The sequence below is a fragment of the Amycolatopsis pigmentata genome, from assembly GCF_042684065.1.
GTDB lineage: Bacteria > Actinomycetota > Actinomycetes > Mycobacteriales > Pseudonocardiaceae > Amycolatopsis_E > Amycolatopsis_E pigmentata.
Window position 1 is genome coordinate 198,381 of record NZ_JBHUKR010000023.1, and the last position, 25,304, is coordinate 223,684.

Sequence of the window (25,304 nt, forward strand, 5' to 3'; positions counted from 1 at the left end):
AGCGGCATATGTCCGAAGCCATTTTTGAAACGGTGCGCCGCCCTCCGGTCACAATGCGGCGCGACCGACTCGTGCGCACGGCACTCATCGCTCTGCCGATGCTGGTGGCGGCCGTCGCGGTCGTGACCCACCTGGTCGTAGGCCGGTTCTGGCTTGACCTGGAGGTGTACCGGCAGGCGGGCAGTGCGCTGATACACGGTCGGCCGGTGTACGGTTTCGCCGGTCACGGCGAAGCGGGAGACCCCCTCCCGTTCACCTATCCGCCGTTCTCCGCTCTGATGTTCGTACCATTCGCCGTCATCGGCACCGATGCGGCGATCTTCGGCTGGACCCTGGTATCAGTCGCGGCGCTGGAGGTGACGATATGGCTGGTACTGCGCACGCTGGGTGCCGAGTCACCCCGCCGGAACGTGCTCACGCTGGGTTCGTCGTCGCTCGCGCTGATGGTCTACCCCGTGACCAACAACCTGCTCGTCGGCCAGGTCGATCTGCTGCTGATGGCCCTGGTAGTCGCCGATCTGCAGGGGCCGGCGCGCAGCCGGTGGCGGGGTGTCAGCATCGGCGTCGCGGCGGGAATCAAGATAACTCCGGCGATCTTCGCCCTGTACCTGTTGCTCACCGGCCGGCCGAAGGCCGCCCTGCGCGCATTTGTCGGTTTTCTCGCTACGGTGGCATTGGGTTTCCTGGTCCTGCCGGGCGATTCGCGGGCGTACTGGTCGGGGCTGTTCCTGGACGGATCCCGGGTCACCCCGGACGCGCGCACGATCAACAATCAGTCCCTGCTCGGCGCCATGGCACGGATCACGGCTCAGCCGTGGCCGGCGCACCTGTGGTCACTGCCGGTGATGGCGGTGGCCGGCCTCGCGGGCATCACCATCGCGGCGGTGGCCAGCCGTCGAGGACTCGAACTGACCGGGATACTCACCTGCGCGCTGACCTCGTTGCTGATCTCGCCGGTGTCCTGGCCACACCACTGGGTCTGGTCGGTCCCATTGCTGCTCGTGCCGGCGTGGCGCGGTGCCGTCCAGCGAACGGCTGCGATCGTGCTGCTGCCGGTATTCATCGCGACGAACAGCTGGATGATCGTCACCTCGACCAAACACGACGACAGCTTTCGTGGCGCGTTTCTGGTGTTCAGCAACGCGTACGTAATTGTTGGCCTGGTACTTCTTGCCTGGGTCGCGGTGTACTTGTGGCGGCGAAGACCTTCCCGGTCGACAGCGCCTGGGCGATCACGGATCGTCCACGCCGGCTCCCGGCGCCTTCCAGCACGGTTCCGTCCTCGTGGATAGAAGGTCGCCCAGAGCTTGTCTCATGTGGCTAGTTTGGCTGAGCGGCGCCGGGCGCGGGAAGGGCCGATCCGCTCCCTTCCCGCTTCGGCGCGGGCAAGGCCTACCTCCGCGCCGCGGTCGGGTAGGTGGTGTAGGTGAAGCCGGGGAGCTCGGCGAGTTCGGGCCGGTTCCCGTTGGCGATCAACTGGTCGAGCACGAACTGCATGCCGGCGGTCGCGATCTGCGCGGTCGGGTCCTCCATGACATAGCGAAGCCGGGTGACGATGGCCCGTTGGTCGTCGACCGACCGGACGACCGGCATGGCGCTGACCACTTCGGTGTCGTCTTCGACCACGGGCGCCTGGTCGATCCGCTTCTCGAAGCCCGGGTAATCCGGCCACATGAGACGGCTCATCTCCACCGAAGACAGGGAGCTGTACCAGAACCTGCGATACCGCGCCTCGATCCGCGCGCCGGCCTCGCCGTCGGCGAGGTCTTCGAGATCGATGGTCGGCGCCGCCGGGGCAATGATCAGCCGGGCCGGGTCGAGCTTTCGGCCCGATGCCTCGTACAGCAGCGAGCACACGTTGTTGCTCTGCCACGTCAGGCCGGCGCTCGGGCGTCCGGCAGTGCCGACGACGAGCACCATCAGCTGAGCCCAGTCGATGGTCTGCTCCTGCAGCCACTTCAAGGTCCGGTGCACCGAGTCCAGCGCCGAGAGGGCGAAGGACGCCGCCATCATGTCGTTGAACGACACCGGGATCGCGTCCGGGCCGTCGCCTTCGAGCAGGTTCGCGCGCAGGTACCCGAAGTCCAGGAGCTTCGGGTTCTTGATCGCACGTTCCAGGTAGTCCGCGGTAGTCGCGCAGGTGTAGTCGACGAGATCGGTGATCTTCTCCTCACGTCCCCGCCACGCGGCGGCCGCGACCTCGTCACGCCAGTACGAAACGCTGTTGAAGTCCTGGACGACGCGGCACTGCGCGATGAGTTCCCTGGCGTCCTTCTTGCAGCTGGGGTGGTCGAGTTCGCGCAGCCGGGCCAGGTAGGGGATCGCGAGGCCGAGGTGCGAGACCGCGGTGATCTCGAAGAACCCCCGGGTGCCCTTCCGGAAGTCGACCGCCGCAGGCGGGCGTCCGCCGCCGGGGAACAGCACGAGGTCGGTGCCGGTCGCCACCAGCATCGGCGTGCCGGAGTGGGCTTCGCCCAGTTCCCGCTGCAGGTTCGCGCCGATGCTGTCCGGAGCCGAGGTGAAGAGCTCGAAGAGCCGCATGAAGTGAGGGTTGGGTTGGTATCGCATCGAATTCTCCTTGCTGGTGCGGGTCAGGCGTTGTCGAGCGAGAGTTCGTAGACGACGCTGTCCTGACGGAACCGCACGTCTGGGGTGAGACTGTTGGCGACGACCAGGAAGCACCTGCCGTCGGCCTCGAAATAGCTCGCGTCGGTGCCGCCGAACGTGGGGAACTCCTCGAGGACCTCGAACTTTCCGTTGTCCCACCGGTACAGCTGCGACATCAGGTCGGTCTTGGGGGTGGGGGGCATTCCCTGCACGAAACAGATCCGGACGAGGTAGAGGTCGTCGCCGCGGCGGAAGAGTTCGAATTCGCGGCCACCGGCGCCGCCGAGTGACTGGTGGGGCTCGAAGAGCTCGCCGTTCCACCGGTGCAGCGTCGACTCGCCGGTGATGCAGGCGAAGGCCAGCCACTCCTCGCCTTCGTGGGAGAAATGCAGGAAACTCCGGCCGAATCGTTCGCCGAACGTTTGGTAGGGGACGAAGGAATTCCCGTCCCAGCGGTAGACGACGCTGGGTGAAAGCTGGTCGGCGTAAGCCAGGAAATGGTGTCCGCCGACGCGGAAGGAGTCCCAGTTGTACCCGAAGCGCCCGCCGAGGACCTGGAATTCCTGCCACCGCCCGTCGATGCGCTCGAAGATGACCGAGCGCCCGTGACCCTGGGGTACGAGGGGGATGCCGGGGATCATCACCCCCTGGGCCAGGGCCAGGAACTCGCGGTCGTCGATCGAGAAGTGGTGCCACTGTTTGGCGCCGAAGGTGGGCAGGGCCTCGTCGAGGATCCACTTCCCGCCTTCCTCGCGGTAGATGAGCGAGTCGACGTTGACTTCGTATGGCCCCTTGCCGGTCCGGAGGTTGGCGAAGGCCAGGTAGGTCGTCCCGCCGCTGCGGAAGCTCAACGCGTCTTCCGCACTCGGGCTGGGGAGGCGGTCGTGCTCGGCGAACCGCCCCGCTTCCCAGCGGTAGAGGACGGCGTCCACGTCAGCGTCGCCGCCCTGCATGTCGACGGGCCGCCCGGGCACGTCTTCGGCCAGTTGCGGGACGGCGAGGTGCAGCCGGTCGCCGACGCGGAAGATGTGCGCGCTGCGAGCGCCGGACGTGGCGAGACGCTGGTGGACCGACAGGATCTTCACCTTCGGGGGATTCGGGTCGGTGTTCGGCACGGAAGCTCCTTAGCTAAGTTAAGTTGACCTTGGCCAGCTTGACTTAACTTTGATAACTTGTCAACCATGCCGAAGGGGATCACGCGTGAGAAGGTCGTGGAAGCCGCGCTGGAGCTGCTCGACGAGAAGGGCATCGACGCTGTCACCGTCCGCGCGCTCGCGGAGCGGCTCGACGTCCGCGCGCCGGCCCTGTACTGGCACCTGCGCAACAAGCAGGAGCTGCTCGACGAGATGAGCACGACGGTCCTGCGCCGCATCGCGGATGTGCTGCCGGCTCCAGGTTCGGGCTGGCGCGAAGATCTGGCCGCGTACGCCCGCGTGCTCCGCGCCGAGTACCTGCGCCACCGTGACGGTGCCCGTGTCTTCAGCGGTGCGCGGGTGTCCGATCCCACAGTGGTGGTGCGCATCAAGGAGCCGCTTTACCAGGGCTGGACGAAGGCTGGGTTCACCCTTGCGGAGGCGGACGACGCGCTGGACGTGGTCGTCGCGTTCGTCGTCGGCTTCGTCATCGAGGAGCAGGAACGGCTCCAGTCCGCCGAAACCGATCCGTCGCGGTACTCCCTCGCCGAGCGTGACGCCGGGTTGGGCGAGCAGGCGCCGCTGGTCAAGGTCGCTGGGCATCTTCGCGACGACGGTGATGAGAGGTTCGAGCGCCACCTCGGTATCGTTCTCGACGGTCTCGCCGCCCGGCACGTTCGCGGTGAGCAGTCAGGACGGAAACGGCGCACCCGGTGACACCGTGAGGGCCTTTAGTTCGCGTTGTAGCCGATTGTGGCAGTGCCGCCGGTGCCGAGAACGCCGTTCCACGCCGCGTTGTCGACCTTGACGACCTCGCCGTTGTCGGTCCAGGGAAACGGACTTTTGGAAAGCTGCTTTTAGCGGAACTCGAAGTGCTCTGCGTGAACGTAATCGCGCGGGATGCCTTTCCGCCGCAGGTCGGCGCCGAGGCCCGCGATCATCGCAGCCGGACCGCACAGGAACACGTGCGTGTCCGCCGTCACCGGACCGGCCGCGGCCTGGATGCGGTCGACGGTGAGCCTGCCGTGCTCCTTGGAGAAGACCGGGTGCACCTCGAGGTTCGGCAACCGGTCGGCGGCCGCGACGAGGTCGGGCAGGAACACCGCTTCGGCCTCGGTCCCGACGCAGTAGAACAGATCGAGGCGGTTCGGCTCGTCGAGCCGCTCGGTGGTCAGCCAGCCCAGGAACGGCGCGACTCCGATACCGCCGGCGACCCAGATCTGGCGGGCTCCACCGAGGGTGTGGTCGAACATGCCGTACGGGCCGTTGACCGTGGCCGGCAGTCCGGGACGCAGGTTCTCGTGCATCCGCCGGGTGTCCCGGCCGCGGGAGCGGATGGTGAGCCGGACCGAGCCGTCCGGCGATGTCCCGGCCACGCTGAACGGGTGTTCGCGCCAGCGGTGTTCCCCGCCCACGCTCAGGTAGACGAACTGCCCGCCTTGCAACGGCGACCCGGCACCGGTAGGTGTCAGCAGGACGTCGGTGATGTGCGGTCCTGGGCGGAGCATCGTCCTTGATCACGTAGTCGGCTTTCGCCGCTCTGCGCCGGAGCAGCAGTTCGTCGTAGCCGTATGCGGTGACTCCGACGGCGCTGATGATCAGATAGATGACGCGCAATACGGCCGATCCCGCCAGTACTTCGTCGAGCAACCAGCCGTGCACCAGGGCGGCGATCAGCAACAGGCCGATAAAGCGGTGCGTCACCTGCCAAAGCCGGTAACCGATCCGCAGCAGCCGGCTCACCCGGGCCAGTGACACCAGGATCAGGGCGAGCAAGCCGACAGCGGCGAAAATGCCCAACAGTCGCCCCGCCACGCCGGAGAAGGTGAGCTCTTCCTCGAGGGCCGTCCGGCCACCGCCGGTGATCAGCGTGTGCGGGAGGAACAACAACAGAGACCAGATGCCGCACAGCCGGTGCCAGAAGTACATGCGGTCCAGGCCGCCGAAGCAGCGTTCCAATGTGGGCAACCGGCTGGCCAGGACTGTCGTCCAGGTCATCAGGTAGACCGCGAGCACGCCGAGGACTTCGCCCAGCAGGTAAGAAGTTTCAATCCCGTCCGGCCGGAGCTTGGTCCAGGCCGCCACCACCGCCCCGGCGCCGGAGACGACCGCCAGCGGGCCGGCGTGCCGCAGCTTCAGCCGGACGTCCATCGGCCGGCGCAGGATGCGGATGACGTAGATCGCGATGGCGACGAGGAAAGACATGGCGTGACTCCAGGTGTCGGCCGGCCGGCAGGTGTCCGGCAGGCATCTGAACTAAGTTCACTTCCGCAGCCCACAGTGCCTGAACTTTGTTAAGGCGTCAACGGTGGCGCGGATGATGAGGGTCGGCGGGGCGGGCTTCACGCTGCGAACTCGCCGATGGGCAGGCCGGCGCGCCGTCAGTCCAGGGTCGCCTGGATCGCCAATGCGACGGAGATCTTGTCGCCGACCACCACGCCGCCGCCGTCCAGGGGCAGGCCGATGCCGACGCCGAACGTCGTGCGGTTCAGCTCGCCGGTCGCGGTGAAAGCCACGCGGGCGTCGCCGAAACCCTCGAGCGTCAAGCGCAGCGGCACCTCGGCGGTGACGCCGTGGCAGGTGAGGTCGCCGCGCAGCAGGAAGCCGTCGCCGTCGGGCTCCAGGGAGGTCGAGCGGTAGGTCGTCACCGGGTACTTCTCCGTCTCGAAGAAGTCGCGTGCGCGCAGGCCGCCGTCGCGTTTCGCATTGCCGGTGCTGATGCCATGATTCCGCGCTACCGGAGAATGGAGGGGTTTCGCTTGGCAGTAGGAAGACCGCGGTGACTCAAGGGTGGCTGCGTTTTGCGAAAAAGGCAGAATCGGGCGACGGTTTGACTGTCGTCGCAATTGTGCCGGTAGTTGTGTGAGCGAAAGTTCCCGGGTGCGACACAGGCTGCTTGGACCGTGAGTGGCGCGACCACCTCGTCGCGCTACTCGACCTCGTCATGAGCTGGCGGCCAGCCCTCGACAACGACACAGCGGGCCAGGCGCAGCCTGCCGGTAGGAGTCAGCGGGGCGTTACGGCGTGACACGAGGACCTCCGTGGTGCGGTGCCGATTGTGGTGATCCACACCGAACCCGGAGGTCCTCCCCCACATCGACATCATCCATTCCCGTGTCGCCCGTGCTCAACCACCGTGGTCAGTACACCTAGGCCGCGTTCTTGACCAGACCGAACTTCATCAGGCTGTGGGCGCTGTCGACGATCAGCTCCTCGTTGGACCTGGGTCGCCAGCCGAGCACGCGGCGCGCCTTCTCCGAGCTCGCCCGCTTGACCTTGCCCAGGTCGTGGACGGCCCCGCGGAGCGAGGGGTCCGTGCGCGATGCCAGTCGCACCAGCAGATTCGGCGCCTGACGCAGGGGAACACGGGCACCGAGGCGGTCCCGGAGCACGCGGGCGATGTCCGCGATCCACAGCGTCTCGCCGGCGACCGCGAGGAAACGTTCGCCCCGAGCAGCCGGATCGTTCATCGCGCGCAGGTGCAAGTCGACCACGTCCCGCACATCGACCAGCGCGAAGGACAGCCGCGGCAGCGCGGGCATCTCGCGGTTCAACAGCCGCTGGATGAGCGTGCTGGACGTCGACAGCTCGGGTCCGAGCACCGGCCCGATCACACCGACCGGATTGACGACGGCGAGTTCGAGCGAGCCGCCCTCACGCTCCACGAAATCCCAGGCCGCGCGCTCGGCCAGCGTCTTGGACTTCGCGTAGGCACTCACGTGCGGACCGTCCAAATCGGTCCAGTCCCGCTCGGTGAACGTCCGGTCGAGACTCGTGTGGCCGTAGCTCATCGCCGCGAAGGACGAGGTCAGCACAACCCGCCGCACCCCCGCATCGCGCGCGGCGCGCAACACCCGCAGCGCGCCGTCGCGCGCCGGCACGATGAGGTCGTCCTCGTGGCGGGGGACGGTGGGCGGGAACGGCGAAGCGACGTGGAGCACGTAGTCGCAGCCCCGCACCGCGGTCGCCCAGCCCTCGTCGGAGGTGAGGTCGGCGAACGCGAAGCCGAGCGCGTCACCCGGTTCCGCGCCACCCGCACGCAACAGGCCGCGGACATACTTCTCCCGTTCGGGTGAGCGCACCGTCGTACGCACGGTGTAACCCGCATCGAGGAGCCGCAGGATGCTGTGCGCCCCAACGAAACCCGAGCCTCCGGTGACCAACACCGTCTCGCCACTCATGCCTTTCGCTCCCCTGTGCTCGGTTTTCCCCGCACCCCGGTATATCGGGATGCAACAGGCCTGGTTCCTGATGAGACATGAATGTATCAGAGCGAAACACCTGTGCCAAGACAGTGATGTCTCAATCTGATACACTGCCACCTGCCATGGAACCAGCAACGCCTTCCACCAGCAGCAAGAACTCGCCGCGCTTCGACCGCACCTCCGCCGCGATCCTCGACGCCGCGGCGCGGGTTTTCTCCGAAGAAGGCACGAGCGCGCACCTCGCCGCCGTCGCCGTCGCAGCCGGCATCAGCCGCGCCACGCTGTACCGCTACTACGCCAACCGTGAGGCCCTGCTCGACGCCCTCACGGCGGACGCACTCGACGCCGCGGCCCGGCGCCTCGCCGACGCCGGTCTCGAACGCGCCACCGTCGAAGACGCGATCGAACGAATCGTGCGCGCGTTCGTGGCGGTCGGAGATCGCTACGCGGTGCTCACCAGCGACCACACGACGCTCGAAGCAGCCCATGAGCAACTCGCCGCTCCGCTCCACGACGTACTCGCACGCGGAATCCGGACCGGCGTACTGCGTGACGACCTGTCCGTCGAGATCCTCTACGAGTTCCTAGCCGGCACCATCCTCAAGGCGATCCAGCTCAACCAGCAACACCGCCTGGGGCTGGAAGAAGCCAGCGCCGTCGCCGCCGGCTTCTTCCTCAACGGCACCCGCGCACGGGTTTGACACAGGGCACCGCGGCCCGCGTTCTTGCGTGTACTTCGGTCACCATCTGGTTCTTGTCGCGGTTCGCGGCGATCCACTTCAAGGCCGACACAGCGAGCGAATAGCGATGGTAGAGCGGATTGGTCTTGTCCTTCGGTCCACAGTCAATTCGAGAGGGGTGTCCCGGCCCCGGCGGGTCCCTTCGCCAGCCGCTTCACCCCAGGCAAGGCTGCTATGCAGCACTTGGCCGACAGATGATGCTGGAAGTCAGCTTCGCGGTGAAACACCGGACGCTCAGCAGCCAGCGCCGACCTCGGCAAACAGCACGTCACCAACCAATCGCACCTGCACGGAATCCACGCCGCTCATCGGCTCCCCCTGTCACCTGCCTGGCCACAGCTGCTGCTGTGGCCAGGCGTCGGCGGCATGCCTTGGTCAACCCGAGGTTGAGGCCCAGTACAGGGCGGGGTCGTTGTTGCTGCCCTTCCACAGGCCGTAAAGCAGCCCGTTGAACGGGGCCAGAGCAGGGCCTTCACTGCTGCCGACGTTGCTGATCAGCTGCTGGCCGGACCAGGTCGTCCCGTTGCTGGTGGCCCAGTAGAGACCGGTGTCCGTACCGGTGCCCTTCCACATGCCGTAGAGCTGGTTGTTGAACACGGCCAGAGCGGGGCCCGCACTGGTGCCGACGTTGTTGATCCTCGTCTGGTCGGTCCAGGTCTTACCCTTGCTGTCGGTCGTACCGTCGGTGGAGGCCCAGTACAGGGCGGGGTCGTTGTTGCTGCCCTTCCACAAGTCGTAGAGCCGCCCGCCGAACACGGCCAGGGCGGGGCCTTCGCTGGTGCCGGCGTTTTTGATCTGGTGCTGGTCGCTCCAGGTCGTACCGTCGAAAGTGGCCCAATACATGGCGGTGTCCAAACCGGTGCCCTTCCACAAGGCGTAAAGCAGCCCGTTGTACACGGCCAGGGCGGGTGCGGCGCTGGTGCCCCGGTTGAGGATCAGTTGCTGGCCGGTCCAGGTGTTACCGTCGCTGGAGGCAAAGTATATGGAGGGGTCGTTGTCGCTGCCCTTCCACATGCCGTAGACACGCCCGTTGAACACGGCCACGCCGGGGCCTTCACTGCTGCCGACGTTGAGGATCTGGTGCTGGCCGGACCAGGTCGACCCGTTGCTGGTGGCCCAGTACAGACCGGTGTCCGTACCGGTGCCCTTCCACATGCCGTAGAGCTGGTTGTCGAACACGGTCAGGGCGGGGTCCGCGCTCGTGCCGGAGCCGCTGATCGCCTGCTGCCCTGTCCAGCCGGCGGTCGCGGGGGCGACAGCGTTCCCCACCGCTCTGGGTAAGACGCTGCCCGAGAGCGGTGTGGACGCGCCGGGTTGGATCGCGTCGGCCGGGCTGGCCAAGACCGCGCCGGCGGCCAGCGCACCGGCGAGGATTACGGCTGCTAGGACTGCTTGTCTCCTGCCTTTGAAGATCATGCGGTCTGTCTCTCCTCTATTTGCCAGTGCCGATCTGACGTGACCGGCGCCTCGCTGAGGGATACGCGGAGTGGTTACGCCGGGCCCAGGCCAGAGGTCGTCGCCTATTGAATGAGATAGGCGATGCTGGGAATGGTGGTGGTGGCTCGTGCCCGGATACATCGCCCAGCCGATGTTTCCGCTGGGAACCCGCGACGACAGGTATCGGTGGTGCCGTCGACATCCCATTTCGCGTAGTAGTCATAGACCGTTTGGTATGGCGGGAAGTCGTGCGGCAGGTACGCCCACGCAATCCCGGTCCGGCACACAGAGAGGATCGCGTTGACGATCGAAGGTCATGCACCCGGGCCGCCGGTCCGGACGGCGATCTCAAGCCCGTGGAGACGGCCGTGGTGGCTCCCGGCTGACACGCGACGAAGCGGTCGTTCGCCCCGTGAGCGGAGTGCCGTAGCCGGCATCGCGCGTGGCGCAGGATGGCACGGCCGCGTCCGGAGCAACGGCGAGATATCCGGCGGAGGCGACCGCGCCGGCTCCCGAGGCCGTATCGGGCACGTTCGGGCCGGCGATCCGATACCAATCGCTGCCGCCATCGGACGTTTCGTCGCTGGTGAACTCGCACATCACGCGCACTGTGTCGCCGGGTTCGAGCGTCCCGATCACCGCACTCGGACCGAGATCCACGGTGGTCGTGCCGTCGGCGACCGCGCGGACATTGAGGGTTGAGACCTGGGGGCTGACGGTTGCGGTGATGACGTTCCGGCCGGCTTCCGCCGGCGTGTCTTGCGGCTGAGCCTGCCGGTTCGCACCCCGGGCACTGATCACGACCAGGCCGTGATCAGGGCGAAGACCACCGAGGTCCCGGCGAGCCAGCGCGGTACCGGTCGATACCGGGCCTGGGCCAGCCGCCGCGTGCGGTCCTGGGGGCCGGGTCCGTGCGCACCGGCGAATCGTGGCGTTCCCATGTTCTCGCCTTTCTTCCTGTTTCTTCTCGCGACGAGCAATGGCATAAGTCGGCCTGGTCATTTGATGACCGGCAACGAACCAAGCCAGTCATTGGTCAAACGGTCATCATCCGCACCGCGACCGCCGAGGCTTCCGGCTGATTGACCAATTGATCAGGCTCGCTTGCCAATCATCGATCGCGCGGCGCTAATGACGTTGTCCCGGGTCTTGTGCGCTCCCGGGACTGACACGTCCAGATATTTCTCGCGTCGTTCGGGGAGAACACATGTTTCGTTATCGGCGAACAGCCTTCGCCGCGGTCGCGGCGGCACTGGTCACGGCCGGCGTCGCGGCGATCCTCTTGACACAACCGGAGAATGTCGTGTTGACCGGCGCCTCGGTGCGGCAGGTGTCACTGTCCAGTGACCTGACCTCCGCCGAGGGTGTTCAGGTGCTCGAGGAGCCCACTTCGCAAGCCCATTGGGACCCCATCGAATGCCAGACCGCGGTCGCTCGCGCCAATCCGGCGACAGGTACTGGGCTGGCTTACCGGAACCGGTCCAGTTTCTGCGCGGTCAACAAGTACTGGGTGGAACACGCGGACTCGAAGGGAAACGTTTCCTGGCTCGACGTCAGGTTGACCATCACGGGCAAGACAGTCGGTCAAACCGACGACATGAATCCCGCTCGCCGGGTCAACCTGACCAATACGCGGAAAGCGGTCCTGAAAGTTACGGTCGACATCACCAGGAGTACCGGAGTATTCGCGAACCCGGCGGCGAGCTGGCTGGAGATCGGCGCGGCATGTGAAGCACCTCGACCGTTGGCATCGTCGTGCCAGAGCACCACGGGCGTCCAGCATCGGACCCTGTCGGAGTGGCGCGATCCCAGCAGCCGTTTCGCGGAATTCATCTTCTCCTCACCCGCGCATTCCGGTGAAGCGACCGTGGACGGAGCGCTGGGCAACGCCCGGTTCACCGTGCGCGGTGGCACGACCGGAGCCGTGGCGCAGGGGAAGAAAAGCGACCCGATCGGAATACGTTTCGATTCCGCGGGCTATCTGACTTCCCGCAGCGGCGCGGTATTCCTCTATCACGCGCCGTTCCTGGTGCAGAGTTACCGGGACGCGTCCATGTACGAAGTCACCAGGCACATCGACCGGGCGTTGAACCACCCGGAAACAACGTTCCCCAGGCCCCCGGCCGGGCAGCACAAGAACATTCCGGGCGGCTCCGCGAACGCTCCCCTGCAGCGCACCATACGGGACGACGGCAGACACAACGACGTGCAGGCCGCGTGCCGCGATGCCGAGCGAGCCAGCGGGAACAACCCCGACTACACCGCTGCCGGCATGGAGTGCGACGAGTTTCCGTTCGCCACCACGGCCCAAGGACCGGCACACGCGGGCTTGAACTTTTCCGCCTATGCCGTACCCGCCAGACAGAACACGAACGCGGGCAACTATCTCAATTCGTTCTACAACAACGATCGCGTCCTGAGGCTTCCCGGAACCACGTTGACCATTCCGATCGGGGACGCCTTCTACGTCGTCATCACGAGGTAAGGATCGCGTGCGCAGAGTCCGCTGGACAAAACTGGTCAACGAGATCCGCCTGGTCATCAAGGTCGCTTCCACAAAAGTGATATGTCCATACCATTCCGCGCTGTCTGATCCAGAGGGAGAAGTTCCGTGAATCGCTTGTACACCGGCGCCGCGCTCGTTGCCGCGGCTGCCCTCGCCGTCGGTGGGGTCGCCGCCGGCCACCTTTCCGGCCGGTCCAACGCCGACCGTGCGGCCACCGTCGACCTTGCCGTCTCCGTCCCCGGCGACGGCGGTGGGTCCGCCGCCGTCGCCAACGCGGTGCAGCAGACTCGCAAAATGATCGAGTCGCCTTTTTTGCTTCACTCGGCGTCTGTCTTGACGACGGATCTGGAGGCACTCGACCCGGCCGGTATGGACAGCTACCTCGCCACCTTGTCGAACTCCGAACTTCGTTCCCTCGACCGGGTTCTGCGCCCGCAGTTCTCCGGCCCGGCGGCACCGCGCCAGATCGCGGACCAGGCCCGAAGGCGCCTGGTCAACGCGTTGCTGGATCGCGCCTCCGGTAGGAACGTCACACGGATCACCCCGCTTCTGACCTTCCTTCAGCCGGAGCTGCGGACCTCCGACGGAGCATGGCAAAAGAACACCAAGTGGGACTTCCAGTACACGCCGGCGATCGGCCGGCCGGGCGGTCTCTATGGCCCGGCGGACGGCCCCGATCTGCACGACGCGGACCAGAGGGATCTCAACGACTGCTACTTCCACGCCGAACTGCTCTCGCTGGCCCGTCGTGACCCGATCTGGGTCGAGCACAACATCACCCAGAACGACAACGGTACCTACACCGTGACCTTTTATCCGGGCGGTACGGCCACGAAAATCGACATCACCGCGAACCTGCCGTACTTCTCCTACACGGACAAGAACGGAATCCAGCAGAGCGGCTGGACCTATGGCGGGATACAGAGCGGTATCTGGATCGCCCTGTATGAAAAGGCGTACGCGCAGCTCAAGGGCGGCTATCCGGCCATCGAGGGCAACGATCCGCTCAGCCCGCAGGCATGGACCGGCGCCGCCTACACCGACCTGACCGGCAACGCCTCCGAGCGCGCCGGGAAGTTCACGGCCTCGACCTCCGTGGTCTCGGCACCCTCACTGGACACCATCGCCCGCTGGCTCACCGCGGGCAAGGCCGTCGTCACCAGCTCCAACCCGTACACGAATGGCTTGCTCATCTTCCCGGACGCGCCCAACCCGTTCGTGGACGGCTTCATCGACGTCCCGGCCCAGCCCGTCGGCGACAACGGCGCCGCACAGGGTGCCTCACAGACGAACGTGGTGGACAGCAGGCACGAATACGTCGTGGAAAGCGTCGACACGAAGAACCGGACCATCACCCTTGCCAACCCGTGGGGCAGCAAGTCGGGCACCCCGTGGCAGTTCCGCATCACCGAAGGCGTCTACCACAAGAGCTTCATGGACGCCGCCGCGGTCCAGCTCCCCAGCGTCCCCGGTGATTACCCGCCGCCGAACGTCGCCTGAGCAACCGACCGGCTCGCCGAGCCGGTCCGGTACCGAACTGGCTCGGCGTTCCCGGCCGCCCACGCTCGAACGGTCCCGAAAATGGTAGGACGGGACTCGCTGGTTGTATTTCTCCCGGGCATTCCCCGGCCGACGGCGTTTCGAAAGTCAGAAGTCGAAGTGACCGTTCGGGTCGTAGGGCAGCGCGGGGTCGACGGCAAGCCGGCCTTGTATCAGGGTAAAGGTATAGTCCTTCCGGTCGCTGGGGCAGCACATGACGTCGGCGGACCGGTAGTAGGCCAGGGTGAGGACGATCTTGTTCCCGTCCGCGACCTGAGTGTCGATTTCGTTGGCCCGCACCGAACCCAGAAGCCGGTTACCGTCGAATAGGAACGCGATCGTGGCCGGATGGTTTCCGCAGAATCCGGGATCGTTACAGTTCCGGTAGGCGTAGAAGGCGCGTAGCGGGCCAGGAGACACGGTAATCGGTGGTGCGCCGCCCCACATGCTCGGATCGGCCCCTTTGTCCCGGATCTGTCGCAGGGCCTGGTCGAGATCGAAGTCGTCGTGATAAACGGTGCTGCTGGGCAGCGCGGCGGGCACCGTGGTGGTGGTTGTCGCCGCTTTGGCCGACAGGCCGCTGGTGTTCCACAACCGCACCGTTTGGTCGGCGCCGCCACTCACCAGCAGGGTGCCGTCGGAGCTGAAACGCAACGACAGTACGGAGTCGGTGTGGCCGCGAAGCGTGTGGAGCAGTTGGCGTTTCGATACGTCCCACAGGGTGACGCTGTGGTCGGCGCCGCCGACGGCGAGGAAGGCTCCGTCGGGCGTGAAGGCGAGAGCCTGGGCGGTATCGATTTCGGCGGGAAGCGTACCCAGCAGGCGTTTGCCGGGGATGTCCCACAGCCGGACGGTTTTGTCCATCGTGTCGCTGGTCGCCAGGACGGCCCCGTCGGGGCTCACGGCGAGTGCGCGTATCTCGCCCGGCTCGCCGTCGATGTCGCCCAGCGATCTTCCGGTACCGAGATCGAAGAACGCCATGCGGTGGCCGGTTCCGATGATCACGATTCGCCGGTCGTCGCCGACCGTCGCGATGACACCGGTGCCGACGTCCGTGGCCGGTACCGCGAGCGTGGCGATGGACTGCCCGCGGAGGACGTCCCAGATCCGGACCGTTCCGGCCACCGAGCGCGTGATCGCGATCGCCCGATCGGTGGCGTCGAACAGCACCGACATGATGGTCTCGCCGTCGGGCAGGCTGAGTGTCGCGATCTGCCGTTCGATCGGCGGGGCAGGCTGCGCGGACGGGCTGTCCACGCTCGGCGGGTGGCTGGTTTGCGGGGCCGTTGACGGCGTTGCGCTGTCCGCCGCGTGGGTGCCGGTGAGCGGCCATAGCCGGACGGTGCGGTCACAGCTTCCGGTGACGACGGCGCGGCCGTCGAGACTGAACGCGGTGGCCTGGATGTCGCAGGTGTGGCCGTCGAGGACGACGTCGACCCGTTGGCCGGTCTTGTTCCAGATGTTGACCGCGTGATCCTTGCCGGGGGCGGCAACGGTCCGCCCGTCCGGACTGACCGCAACGCCCTTTTCGGGCTCGCCGCCGACCAGCACGGCTACCGGCGGCGGGGCGGCGGACGCGGGAGACGGTGGTGTGCCGCCGGACTGACCGACCGGCAGGACATGGCTGAGCAGAAGGGCCCCAGCGGTAAGCATCACGACAGCCGAACCGACCGCCGCGGGCCACCAACGGCGACGGCGACCCGAGGCTGGTTCGGGCCGGGTCGCCGGCGGGAGCGGTTCGGCGGCGCGCTGGTCGATTTCGTTGGTGATCTCCGCAGGGAGCCAACCGTCGTCGACCACCACGGTGCCCACCCGGCCGGCCTGGCGGCAGAACTCGAGGATCTCTTCGACCGACGGCCGGCGCTCAGGCGTCTTGGCCAGACAGCGGCCCGCCAGCTCACCCAGCCCGTCCGGCATCCCGGCCAGATCAGGCTGCTCGTGGATCACCCGATACAACAGGGCGGCCTCTGGTCCGTCGCCGAACGGAGCCCGGCCCGTGGCCGCGAACGTGAGTACGGCACCGAGTGAGAACACGTCCGCGGCAGGGGTCAGGGTGTCACCGAGGGTCTGCTCGGGTGACATGAACTGCGGTGATCCGATGCGTACATCGGTACGGGTGAGCTGGGTGGCGTCGAGGGCCCGCGCGATACCGAAATCGATGACCCGCGGTCCGTCGGCGGCCAGTAACACGTTCGACGGCTTCAGATCGCGGTGCAGCAAATCCGTGCCGTGGATATCGCGCAATGCTTCGGCGAGCCCCGCGGCGAGCAGCCACACCGTGTGCTCCGGGAGCGATCCAGCGCCAGTCACCGCTTCCCGCAGGGACAGGCCGGCGACATACGCGGTCGCCAGCCACGGCTGCGCGCACTCGGTGTCGAAATCGACGACCTGCGCGGTGTACCAGCCCGAAACCCGCTGCGCGGCGACCACTTCTCGCCGGAAACGTTGCCGGAACTCGGACTCGGCGGCCAGCTCGTCACGAACCAACTTGATCGCCAGCGGGCGCCCGCCCCTGGTGTGACCGAGGTAGACCCGCCCCATACCACCGGTTCCCAACCGGGCCCGGAGCCGGTAATCGCCGATCGTGCGGGGATCGCCCTCAGCCAAGGATTCCAGGGCCATACCGCCACCCTCCCCCAGGCCGAATGCACGGTCGTTTCAGCATGCCAGGGTAGGGTACCGGCCGGCGAGCGGCGTTCGGCGCAACATGACCGCTCGCGACGGGCTGATTCGATTGACGCCGGCCAAGAAAGTCCGCACATTGTCTGGACAATCGGCCGAGAATGGTCAATAAACGAATCGGCACGAGGAGGACGCGCATGGGGCGCCGCGAACTGGCCGTGGATCCCACCGCAGGGCCGGTGGAGGCGTTCGCCCATGCGCTCCGTCGACTGCGGGCACAGGCCGGTTCGCCCAGCTACCGTGCGCTGGCCCGGAAAGCAGGCTACTCGGCCTCGGCCTTGTCGTCCGCGGCGAGCGGCGTCGCCCTGCCGTCCTTGGACGTGGCGCTGGCATATGCCGGGGCCTGTGGTGGCGAGCCGCATGAATGGGAAACTCGCTGGCGACAGGCGCGAGACCAAGCCGTCACAGACCAAACCGGCGACCCTGCACCCACGGCACGGAATCGCCTCAGCACCGACCCGCCGCCGGCACCCGGCGCGGTTCTCCGGGACAATGCCGGCTATGCGGGCCCGTACCGGCTGCGCCGGGTGATCGGGGCGGGCAGCATGGGGCGCGTGCATCTGGCCTATACGCCGGGCGGACGCGCGCTCGCGGTCAAGGTCATCCGCGCCGACCTGGCCGAGGACCCGGAGTTCCGGCGGCGTTTCGCCCGCGAGGTCGCCGCCGCCCGGCGAGTGCACGGGATGTTCACCGCCGAGGTCCTCGACGCCGACACCGACGGTCCGCGCCCTTGGTGTGCCAGTGCCTACGTGCCGGGGCCGAGCCTGGAGGACGCCATCGCCGAGCACGGCCCGTTGCCGACCGAGTCGATCTGGCTGCTCACCGCCGGTGTCGCCGAGGCACTGCAGAACATCCAATCCGCCGGGCTGGTGCACCGCGATCTCAAGCCCTCCAACGTGCTGCTCGCCCTGGACGGGCCTCGGGTCATCGACTTCGGCATCGCCCGCGCCAGCGACGCCAGCCATCTCACCCGCACCGGCATCCAGATCGGCAGCCCGCAGTTCATGGCGCCCGAACACGTCCAAGGGCACGACCTCACCTTCGCCGCGGACGTGTTCGCCCTCGGCGGGCTCGTCACCTTCGCGGCCACCGGGCACGGACCGTTCGGCGACGGTGTCGACCCGGCCGTGCTCTACCGCGTCGTGCACGAACCACCCTCCCTCGATCGGTTATCCGATGATCTGCGCGAACTGGTCGAAACCTGCCTGCACAAACAACCCGGGCACCGGCCCGGCCTCGACGCGATCATCCGGACCTGCCGCGAGCGCAGCACCGCGACCTCGCTGAAACTGTCCGGCCAGTGGCTTCCCGCCACCCACCTGGCCGGTATCCACGACCGGATAGCGGCTATCGCGGGTCCATGACCGGTCGTCGTTCGACCGCGTCGGCGATCAGTTGGAGGGGGTCGGTGAACTCGTTGAGGTCGAGGTGGACCAGCGGCAGCGAGTGCCCATGATGACCACGCCGCCGACCACGGTGGTGGTGCCGATCTCCTCCAGTACGCCTGCAGGTCGACCTGGCCGACCTTGGCGAACGGGGTGGCGACCGTGGCGCGAGTGGACACCCGCTCGTGCCACGACCGTTCTCGAGGGTCTTCTGTTCGAAGTTCAGCCGGTGGACTGAGTTTCGGCCATCCAGCCGGCGATTTGGGTGCGGGACGTGAAGCCCATTTTCGTGAGGATGTTTTCGACGTGACTTTCCGCAGTGCGTTGCGCGATGAAAAGTTTTTTCGCGATTTCCTTGTTGGTCATGCCTTGGGCGACCAGTGTGGCGACCTCGTGTTCTCTGCGCGTGAGCGGCGTCGGCTTCGACGTGGGTTCGGCTGGGGATTCTTCGTAACGGGCGTAACGGAGGGCGGCGGATGCGGTCAGGGACATTCCATGGTCGTATGCGGCCTGGAACCGTTCGTTACCCAGCGCGTGACGGGTGCGCGTTTCGCAGTCCTGGTGGAAGGCCGACAGCAAGGGTGTGATCGCGGCGATGAAGATCACCTCTGATCGGCGCGCGGCTACACCGAACAACAGGGCGGCGCGGCGTGGATCGTTGTCCGCGGCGATCCACGCCAGTGCTTCCAGGCACAGGGTGATGCCGAACTGGTCGTCCAACTCCGATCTCAGTTGCAGGCTCTCCCGTTCCAGCCGGGTCGCTTCACGGCCGGTTCCTTGGCGCCACCGTGCCATACCGGCGATCCACAGGGCACGGGACCGGGACCATGATTCCTGCGTGGGTTGCGTGATCGCGAGGCAGTCGGCGCAGTACGCCAGCGCCCGCTCGGTGTCGTCGGCGACGAAGTGGCAGAGAGCCAGCAGATTGAGAGTTTCGGCCTGGAACCTGAGGTCACCGGCCGCTCGAAACGCGACCAATGCCTTGTCATAGGCCTCGACCGCGCCGGCGAAATCACCGGCGTACATCGCGTCATAGCCGGACACCAGTCTGATCAGCGCGGCGGCGGGCTCGTCGAAGTCCCGCGCGAGGTCGCGGCCTTGATCGAGCAGCACCGCGGCCCGGTCACGATCGCCTTGCGCGATGGCCAGCCAGATTCCGGTGTGCAGCGCGCGCACGCGTGCCTGACTCCGCCTGGGCGACACGGCGAGGAGCCGGTCCAGCCATTGGCGTCCCTCACTCATCAGCCCCCAGATCGGCCATTTTTCGTGCACGTCGGCGACGATGCGCAGGCCGATATCGACCTCGCCGGGGCGGCTGAGGCAGAATTCCAGCGCGGCCCGGAGGTTGGCGTATTCATCACGCAGGCGACTGATCCACTCGGCCTGCCTGGAGCCGTGCCAGTCGGCTTCGGCGCGGGCGAGGAGGTCAGCGTAGAAGTCACGGTGCCGGCGGCGCAGCGCCGTCCAGTCCTCGGTTTCCTGGATCCTCTCCTCACCGTACTGGCGAATCGTCTCCAGCATGCGGTACCGCACCCGCGTGCCACGCTCGTCGCGGATCAGGATCGATTTGTCCACCAACGACGCTACGATGTCGACCACCGGCGGGTGCGGCGAATCCCGGTCGTGCTCGGGTCCGGCGAGGTAGACGGCGTCGATGGCATCCAGTTCGAAACCTTCACGGAACACGGCCGCCTGAGCCCACACGCTTTGCTCCGCGCTGGTACACAGGCCGTGGGTCCACTCGATACACGCACGCAAAGTGCGGTGCCGTTCGGGTAAGCTCCGGCCACGGATGTTCAGCAAGCGATAGTGGTTGGTCAGTTGCTCCAAAATCTGCGTCAGCGACAAAACCCGTACCCACGTGGCAGCCAGTTCGACCGCCAGCGGGATGCCCTCCAGCCGTCGGCAGATTGCGGCGACGGCCGCGCGATTGTCCGTGGTCAGGGCGAAGCCGGGCAGGACCGCCGAAGCCCGGTCGCAGAACAGGCGGACCGCATCATTCTGCGACACCCCTGCCGAGGCCACGTCCTCGTCAGGTACCGGTAAGGGCGTTACCGACAGGACATTTTCCCCGCGAATGCCCAGGGTCTCGCGGCTGGTCGCCAGGATGGACAGGCCGGGACAGGCCCGCAGCAACTCCTCGGCCAGTGCCGCGCAGGCGGCGACGAGATGTTCACAGTTGTCCAGCACCAGCAGCAGATTCCGCGACCTGAGATGGTCGACCAGCGCGTCCATGTCGGATGTGGTGACCTGCCCCCGTAAGCCCAGCGAAGAGCAGATGGTCTGAGCGAGCACCTGCGGATCGTCCACGGCCGCCAGGTCGACGAACCACACGCCGTCGGCGAACGTCCGTTGCAGCGCGGTTCCGGCTTGCACGGCCAGCCGCGTCTTGCCTACCCCGCCCAACCCCGTCAGTGTTACGCTTCTCGAAACAGAAAGCAGTCGCCTGACCTCGGAGAGTTCGCGACGACGGCCGATGAAGCTGGTCAGCTCCGCCGGCAATGCACCGACGGGGCCTCGCAGCCTCACCGACCGAGTCATACCAGGCCAGGCTACCTCGCGCTCCGCCCCCTCGCCGGGACGAGGCGCGGGTGGCGGGCACCTGCTATCGACCGCTTCGCCGCGCCAGTTGGTCGAGGCCGACCGCGGCGATGACGATCGCGCCTTGCGTGATGGACTGCCAATTCGCATCGAAGGCCAGGCTGAAGAACAGATTGTCCAGGCCGACGATGATCAGCAGGCCTACCGCGGTACACCGGCGGTCCTGATGCCGGCCAGCCGGCTCGCTTCCCGGTTGCCACCCACCGAAAGCAGCTCGCGGCCGAGAATGCTGCGCTTGAGCACGATCCATCCGGATACGAAAATGAGCACGACGATCACCAAGGGTAACGGTGCGATCGTCGCACCGGCCACCACACCGATGAGAACCGCGTAGATGCCGAACTTCCGGAAAAAGCGCCGTGCGAGAGCCGTCTTCGCCTCGCTTGCCTCCGGCGCGGATCCTGGCGCCGGAGGCGCGATCGCAGGGACGTCAGTGGGTATGTTCACGGGGTTACTCCAAAGGCGACGGCGAGGATTTCGCGAACTGTGGGCCTTTTCTGATGCAGGTCGAAATGCCCGACGGCCCGGCCGGCCGACATGACGGGACCTGAGGCCGGGCGGCACTTGATCGTGTTCTGAAGGGCATTTGATACGCGCTTTTGTGAACTTGTTCTCGATCTTGGTTGAGGGCCACGCGGCAGCCCACCTTCATGGGTTGATCGATCACCACGCGTAGGGGGGAGGCCAAAGCTTCGCCCCGCTCGACGCGGGCACCGTGCTGCCGATAGTGCTTCTGCTGTTCCGGTCGCCCGAGGTCACCGTGACCCGCCGCCGCAGCGCCTTGGCCGTGGTCGAGTCCGAACGATCACAGTGTCCTCCTGTTCAACGCGCGATTTGCGGTACGGGACACCTGGGACGAGGCGGCGATCGAGGAGCGTGGCCGCTGGCTCGCCGGCCTCCTGGCGGACATTTGGCCAGGCCCGGCCAACGAGACGTGGAAAGGGAAGTAGCGGAGTTCACCGTCACCATGAATTTTCCGGAACTTGTCAGTGCGTGGGTCCCCGCTTGTAGCTTCGATACAAAATATGATCGAACCGCTGATCCGGATCGACGGCGACGATATTGTGCCCGAGTCAGCAGGTTTGTGCGGTGAAGTCGAAGCGGGCCGAGGTCGTTACGCACAGGGAAGGCCGGATCGTTGGTCCTTTAGGCAGATCCGCCTTGTGGGAGCGCGGCGGCGGTCTCTCCGGGGAAGCTGATCCCGTCCACGCCGCACCTGCCTCTCGGCTGGCTCGCCCGGTGTGTCTTCTGGGTCTTCTGGGTTTCCTGTGAAAATCGGCCTTTTCCGGAGGCGCTGTCGCGCAGGCCGACAGTGGGTGGGTGATGTACGACGGCAAACTGTATACGTCGGAGAGTGCTTGTCAGGACAAAATCAATTATTATAATAGTCCTGCGCTCGATCATTTTGATATGCTCGATTTCAAATGTTCTGGGGGCGGCAACGCCTGGGTTATTTTGGCCAAGTGGGCATAGTCCAGCAGAGTGGGTCCTGCTGAGAATTTTTGAATCACAATCATTCCGTTACCCACCATGTGGCCCCAGTGTCGAGCCGGCTGGCTCGGATGCGGCTCGCTGGTTGCCCAGGCGGTGGTTTCCGCCGCCTGGGCGACCAATTCCCGAGAAGAACCCTCAGCCGCGGTCGACGGCTCAGGTTTGCGGTGGACGCCTGTAACGCGTGATCAAGAACTCGCGATGTCCTCTCCGTCACCGAGCGTGCGGGTGCCAACCAACGGCCTCCAAGAGCACCGGGGTGGTCCACCGAGAGATGGCGTGGCTCGATATCCACAATCGTGTTCTAGCAAGCAGACCGCTGGGCGGGTCATAATGGACTCGCTTCTTTTGATCTGATCGGTGAGACAGTGGTGGTCCGGACCGTGCTGAACAGCGATGGTCTGGACCACCACTGTCGACGACCAGTGATCCAGCAGGCCATGGCCTTGCCCCGAGCCCCGGGCGTTCGGCCAGCCAGTCGGTGAACGTGCGGCCCCGACCCGTCAGCACGCCCATCGACTGGTCTCCGGAATCCCGGAAGACCGCCATTGCAGGTGCTCCCGGCGTTCTGCGGGCATCCTCGACTGCAGCTTCCTCTCGTCGACATCCTCATGGTTTCGTTCCCTTCGAACCGCGTATCTGTCACTGACGGCACGGCCCCTGCTGTGGTCGTCCTTGCGATGTCCCACAACCGCGCGTGATCAACTGGCGGCCGCGCCGGCCTTCACCAGCCCGTCCAGTAACGATCACGGAGTCCGCGACGCCGCTCGGACCGCGCACTCTCCAGCACGCATGCGCGGCGTTTTCCGATCAGGTACCACACAACCAGGTGTTCTCCGCTAACAGTCGGGGTTTCGACTAGCGATTGACCGGGGCCCGGCCGATTATCTTGGCAACGACCCGCTTCTGCGTCCCGGGAGGGTCCGGGAGCCTGTCGAACGGATCCATCCCGCGTGAATCGGGTCCAGGATTTTGGTTTGGGAAACGAAAGGAGGAACGATGATTGTCGCAAGCCTTGAAATTTCCCTTGGCTCCATTGGAGTCTTTTTGTGAGGTCTGCAGCCCCAGTCGCCAGGACGCGGCTGGGATTGCAGTGCTCCCTTCCGGTCAGTGATGGATACCGCAATCACCGTGGCGGCCGATCATCGCACACGCGGCCACCTTTCGGTCGGGCCGTGCGGGCGAAGGAGGGTTGCGGCTGAGGTCGGGTGGCGCAGGGGGTCTTATCTCCTGCGCTCCGACCGATCTGAGCGAAACAGCTACCATTACCCAGGTCCTGTCATCCTGATCACCAGGCGGTGCGTGCCCACGTATCGGCGCGTGGTTGTCAATTTTCCGGCTTTTCGCGAGGTAAGCGACACCAGCAAGTGTCCGGCCTCAATTGTAGACGGCGTAGCGTGATCGCGACGCGCCCGGTTGACCGGTCCCGCATGCGTCGCGCTACATTTTCGAAGGGGTTGACCCTCGTCTCGCTCCCGCCCATTCGATCAAGTTCACCGTCTAGCCGCCAGGGGATCTGGGCGGTGCGCCGCCCAGAAGCTGGGGAGAGGGTTCGGCGGCTGGTGCAGGTTTCGGGGTGGTTCATGTTCCGGGTGCGGCTAGGCGGGTGTAGGTCCGGCCGTTACTCGTGCCGCCCGGGGTGGTGGCCGTGATGGTGACCGGGCCGGCCGGGCCGGCGGGTGCGAGCGCGACGACCTGGGTGTCGGAGAGCACGGTGAACGGGGCGGGCGTGCCGGCGAAGGAGACCGTGCTGGTGAAGGTGAGGCCGGTGCCGGTCAGGGTGACCGAGTTCCCACCGGTGGCGGGGCCCTGGTTCGGGATGAGGCTGGTCAGCACCGGTGCGGGAAGATAGGTGTAAGAAACGGTCCCGGAACTCGTACCGCCCGCTGTGGTGACGGTGACCGGGACGGTTCCGGTGCCCGCCGGTGGGTGCACGCTCAACTGGTTGTCCGAATCCACCATGAACGACGGCGCCGCCGCTGCTCCGAAATGGACGGATGTGGTGCCGGTGAAACCGCTTCCGGTCAGGGTGACGCTGTTACCCCCGGCGGTTGGACCCTGGGCTGGCGAGATGTCGGTGAGCAGGGGCGCGGGCACAGAGAAATAGGACACAGCGTTGCTCGTGCCGGACAACGTCGTGACGCTTACCTGGACCGGACCTGCCGGGTTCCCGCCGGGTGCCACCGCGGTGATGTGCGTGCTGTCCACGACGGTGAACGAGGAGGCGGGGACAGCGCCGAAGAAAACACCCGCGACGTCGGTGAAGCCGGTGCCGGTCAGGGTGACCAGGTTACCGCCCGGCAGCGGCCCTTGGGTGGGGCTGATCGAGGTGAGCGTGGGTGCCGGAACGTAGGTGTAGGACAGGGAGTTGCTGGTGCTGGTGCCGGCGGAGACGTTCACCGCGACGGTTCCGCTGCCCGCCGGGGCGATCGCGTTTATCTGGGTGTTCGACACCACCGTGAAGGCGGCCAGGTTCGCTCCGAAGTGGACAGTAGTGACTCCGGCGAGGTTGGTGCCGGTCAGGACGACGGTGTTGCCGCCGGAGGCAGGGCCCGAGGTGGGGCTCAGGCTGGCCAGGCTCGGTGCGATGTAGCTGTAGGGCAGGCCGTTGCTGGTGCCGGACGGGGTGGTCACGGTCACCTGCACGGTGCCGCTGCCGGGTGGCGCGATGGTGCGGATTTGTGTGTCGGAGAGGGCGGTGAAGGCCGTACTGGCCGAGCCGAACTTGACGGACGCGGCACCGGTCAGTCCGCTGCCGGTGATGGTCACTTGGTTCCCGCCGCTGGGTGTCCCGCTTGACGGGTTCAGCGAGGTGATCGACGGGCTCACGATGTCTGGGCTCCCCACACTTTGGATCGAAGCTGGCCAACGATCGCGCACGGGCGGTCGTGCGGTGGGGCGTGGTGCCGGTTCTCACCACGCCCCACCTGTTTCCCGTGGCGGGGTGCGCCCGAAGGGACAGCGGGAGCACCCCCGCC

The 25,304-nt window shown here is 66.4% G+C and carries 19 protein-coding genes and 2 pseudogenes; 6 read left to right on the forward strand and 15 right to left on the reverse strand.

What is annotated here, in order from left to right; all coding sequences use genetic code 11:
* Positions 1–8: 8 nt before the first annotated feature.
* Complete coding sequence (locus ACFSXZ_RS36460; RefSeq protein WP_378270633.1) at positions 9–1,292, forward strand: glycosyltransferase 87 family protein; 1,284 nt, start codon at positions 9–11, stop codon at positions 1,290–1,292.
* Positions 1,293–1,392: 100 nt separating this feature from the next.
* Here the strand turns inward: ACFSXZ_RS36460 and ACFSXZ_RS36465 are convergent, their stop codons facing one another.
* Positions 1,393–2,568, reverse strand: coding sequence for a DUF5624 domain-containing protein (locus tag ACFSXZ_RS36465; protein WP_378270634.1), 1,176 nt, complete (start codon positions 2,566–2,568; stop codon positions 1,393–1,395).
* Between the two features lie 23 nt (positions 2,569–2,591).
* Positions 2,592–3,722, reverse strand: a complete 1,131-nt coding sequence (locus ACFSXZ_RS36470) for a hypothetical protein (RefSeq protein ID WP_378270636.1) — start codon at positions 3,720–3,722, stop codon at positions 2,592–2,594.
* A 66-nt stretch (positions 3,723–3,788) separates the two neighbouring features.
* On the opposite strand from ACFSXZ_RS36470, the gene ACFSXZ_RS36475 reads away from it, so the two are divergent.
* On the forward strand, positions 3,789–4,457 hold the full coding sequence (locus tag ACFSXZ_RS36475) for a TetR/AcrR family transcriptional regulator C-terminal domain-containing protein (protein WP_378270637.1): 669 nt from the start codon (positions 3,789–3,791) through the stop codon (positions 4,455–4,457).
* A gap of 140 nt (positions 4,458–4,597) precedes the next feature.
* Here the strand turns inward: ACFSXZ_RS36475 and ACFSXZ_RS36480 are convergent, their stop codons facing one another.
* The 4 genes and pseudogenes from ACFSXZ_RS36480 to ACFSXZ_RS36495 form a co-directional block, all read right to left on the reverse strand.
* Positions 4,598–5,248, reverse strand: coding sequence for a hypothetical protein (locus ACFSXZ_RS36480; protein ID WP_378270639.1), 651 nt, complete (start codon positions 5,246–5,248; stop codon positions 4,598–4,600).
* Between the two features lie 169 nt (positions 5,249–5,417).
* A pseudogene (locus ACFSXZ_RS36485) lies at positions 5,418–5,945 on the reverse strand (ferric reductase-like transmembrane domain-containing protein); the annotation flags it as partial.
* A gap of 176 nt (positions 5,946–6,121) precedes the next feature.
* The gene (locus ACFSXZ_RS36490) at positions 6,122–6,586 is read right to left on the reverse strand and encodes a YceI family protein (protein ID WP_378270641.1); all 465 of its coding nucleotides are present in this window, start codon (positions 6,584–6,586) and stop codon (positions 6,122–6,124) included.
* Positions 6,587–6,889: 303 nt separating this feature from the next.
* On the reverse strand, positions 6,890–7,921 hold the full coding sequence (locus ACFSXZ_RS36495; protein WP_378270642.1) for an SDR family oxidoreductase: 1,032 nt from the start codon (positions 7,919–7,921) through the stop codon (positions 6,890–6,892).
* Positions 7,922–8,067: 146 nt separating this feature from the next.
* Here ACFSXZ_RS36495 and ACFSXZ_RS36500 point away from each other — a divergent pair, with 146 nt between their 5' ends.
* Positions 8,068–8,646 carry a TetR/AcrR family transcriptional regulator gene (locus ACFSXZ_RS36500; RefSeq protein WP_378270643.1) on the forward strand — a complete coding sequence of 193 codons (579 nt, stop codon included), beginning with the start codon at positions 8,068–8,070 and terminating at the stop codon, positions 8,644–8,646.
* A 414-nt stretch (positions 8,647–9,060) separates the two neighbouring features.
* Here the strand turns inward: ACFSXZ_RS36500 and ACFSXZ_RS36505 are convergent, their stop codons facing one another.
* The 4 genes from ACFSXZ_RS36505 to ACFSXZ_RS36520 all read right to left on the reverse strand — a co-directional run bounded on the left by ACFSXZ_RS36505 (position 9,061) and on the right by ACFSXZ_RS36520 (position 11,063).
* Complete coding sequence (locus tag ACFSXZ_RS36505) at positions 9,061–10,101, reverse strand: hypothetical protein (protein WP_378270644.1); 1,041 nt, start codon at positions 10,099–10,101, stop codon at positions 9,061–9,063.
* Positions 10,102–10,205: 104 nt separating this feature from the next.
* Positions 10,206–10,430 carry a transposase gene (locus ACFSXZ_RS36510; RefSeq protein WP_378270746.1) on the reverse strand — a complete coding sequence of 75 codons (225 nt, stop codon included), beginning with the start codon at positions 10,428–10,430 and terminating at the stop codon, positions 10,206–10,208.
* Positions 10,431–10,470: 40 nt separating this feature from the next.
* Positions 10,471–10,923 (reverse strand): SH3 domain-containing protein, encoded by a 453-nt coding sequence (locus ACFSXZ_RS36515; RefSeq protein ID WP_378270645.1) that lies wholly within the window; start codon positions 10,921–10,923, stop codon positions 10,471–10,473.
* Positions 10,920–11,063 carry a hypothetical protein gene (locus ACFSXZ_RS36520; protein WP_378270646.1) on the reverse strand — a complete coding sequence of 48 codons (144 nt, stop codon included), beginning with the start codon at positions 11,061–11,063 and terminating at the stop codon, positions 10,920–10,922. The genes ACFSXZ_RS36515 and ACFSXZ_RS36520 overlap by 4 nt, the downstream gene beginning before the upstream one ends.
* A gap of 266 nt (positions 11,064–11,329) precedes the next feature.
* Between ACFSXZ_RS36520 and ACFSXZ_RS36525 the strand changes: the two genes are divergently transcribed.
* Complete coding sequence (locus ACFSXZ_RS36525) at positions 11,330–12,607, forward strand: NucA/NucB deoxyribonuclease domain-containing protein (RefSeq protein WP_378270648.1); 1,278 nt, start codon at positions 11,330–11,332, stop codon at positions 12,605–12,607.
* 126 nt (positions 12,608–12,733) lie between these two features.
* Entirely contained in the window at positions 12,734–14,128 is a 1,395-nt protein-coding gene (locus tag ACFSXZ_RS36530; protein ID WP_378270650.1) for a C2 family cysteine protease, read from the forward strand.
* Between the two features lie 147 nt (positions 14,129–14,275).
* Here the strand turns inward: ACFSXZ_RS36530 and ACFSXZ_RS36535 are convergent, their stop codons facing one another.
* Positions 14,276–16,789, reverse strand: coding sequence for a WD40 repeat domain-containing serine/threonine protein kinase (locus ACFSXZ_RS36535; protein WP_378270651.1), 2,514 nt, complete (start codon positions 16,787–16,789; stop codon positions 14,276–14,278).
* A 197-nt stretch (positions 16,790–16,986) separates the two neighbouring features.
* Between ACFSXZ_RS36535 and ACFSXZ_RS36540 the strand changes: the two genes are divergently transcribed.
* A complete protein-coding gene (locus ACFSXZ_RS36540; RefSeq protein WP_378270652.1) occupies positions 16,987–18,213 on the forward strand; it encodes a serine/threonine-protein kinase in 1,227 nt (408 codons plus the stop codon).
* On the opposite strand, the pseudogene ACFSXZ_RS36545 reads toward ACFSXZ_RS36540, so the two are convergent.
* From ACFSXZ_RS36545 to ACFSXZ_RS36560, 4 genes and pseudogenes are all read right to left on the reverse strand, one after another.
* Positions 18,197–18,395: pseudogene (locus ACFSXZ_RS36545) on the reverse strand (hypothetical protein); the annotation flags it as partial. The gene ACFSXZ_RS36540 and the pseudogene ACFSXZ_RS36545 sit on opposite strands and share 17 nt — an antisense overlap.
* A 61-nt stretch (positions 18,396–18,456) precedes the next feature.
* Entirely contained in the window at positions 18,457–20,775 is a 2,319-nt protein-coding gene (locus ACFSXZ_RS36550; RefSeq protein ID WP_378270654.1) for a LuxR C-terminal-related transcriptional regulator, read from the reverse strand.
* 201 nt (positions 20,776–20,976) lie between these two features.
* Positions 20,977–21,282, reverse strand: a complete 306-nt coding sequence (locus ACFSXZ_RS36555; protein WP_378270656.1) for an ABC transporter permease subunit — start codon at positions 21,280–21,282, stop codon at positions 20,977–20,979.
* A gap of 2,625 nt (positions 21,283–23,907) precedes the next feature.
* Positions 23,908–25,155 (reverse strand): IPT/TIG domain-containing protein, encoded by a 1,248-nt coding sequence (locus ACFSXZ_RS36560; protein WP_378270658.1) that lies wholly within the window; start codon positions 25,153–25,155, stop codon positions 23,908–23,910.
* Between the last annotated feature and the right edge of the window lie 149 nt (positions 25,156–25,304).

What these genes read in the sequence shown, in the direction of transcription:
- ACFSXZ_RS36465 (WP_378270634.1), bottom strand. Translation starts at nt 2,568, where the DNA reads ATGCGATACCAACCCAACCCTCACTTCATGCGGCTCTTCGAGCTCTTC.
- ACFSXZ_RS36505 (WP_378270644.1), bottom strand. Translation starts at nt 10,101, where the DNA reads ATGATCTTCAAAGGCAGGAGACAAGCAGTCCTAGCAGCCGTAATCCTC.
- ACFSXZ_RS36540 (WP_378270652.1), top strand. Translation starts at nt 16,987, where the DNA reads ATGGGGCGCCGCGAACTGGCCGTGGATCCCACCGCAGGGCCGGTGGAG.
- ACFSXZ_RS36550 (WP_378270654.1), bottom strand. Translation starts at nt 20,775, where the DNA reads ATGACTCGGTCGGTGAGGCTGCGAGGCCCCGTCGGTGCATTGCCGGCG.
- ACFSXZ_RS36500 (WP_378270643.1), top strand. Translation starts at nt 8,068, where the DNA reads ATGGAACCAGCAACGCCTTCCACCAGCAGCAAGAACTCGCCGCGCTTC.
- ACFSXZ_RS36460 (WP_378270633.1), top strand. Translation starts at nt 9, where the DNA reads ATGTCCGAAGCCATTTTTGAAACGGTGCGCCGCCCTCCGGTCACAATG.
- ACFSXZ_RS36520 (WP_378270646.1), bottom strand. Translation starts at nt 11,063, where the DNA reads ATGGGAACGCCACGATTCGCCGGTGCGCACGGACCCGGCCCCCAGGAC.
- ACFSXZ_RS36495 (WP_378270642.1), bottom strand. Translation starts at nt 7,921, where the DNA reads ATGAGTGGCGAGACGGTGTTGGTCACCGGAGGCTCGGGTTTCGTTGGG.
- ACFSXZ_RS36480 (WP_378270639.1), bottom strand. Translation starts at nt 5,248, where the DNA reads ATGCTCCGCCCAGGACCGCACATCACCGACGTCCTGCTGACACCTACC.
- ACFSXZ_RS36525 (WP_378270648.1), top strand. Translation starts at nt 11,330, where the DNA reads ATGTTTCGTTATCGGCGAACAGCCTTCGCCGCGGTCGCGGCGGCACTG.
- ACFSXZ_RS36475 (WP_378270637.1), top strand. Translation starts at nt 3,789, where the DNA reads ATGCCGAAGGGGATCACGCGTGAGAAGGTCGTGGAAGCCGCGCTGGAG.
- ACFSXZ_RS36535 (WP_378270651.1), bottom strand. Translation starts at nt 16,789, where the DNA reads ATGGCCCTGGAATCCTTGGCTGAGGGCGATCCCCGCACGATCGGCGAT.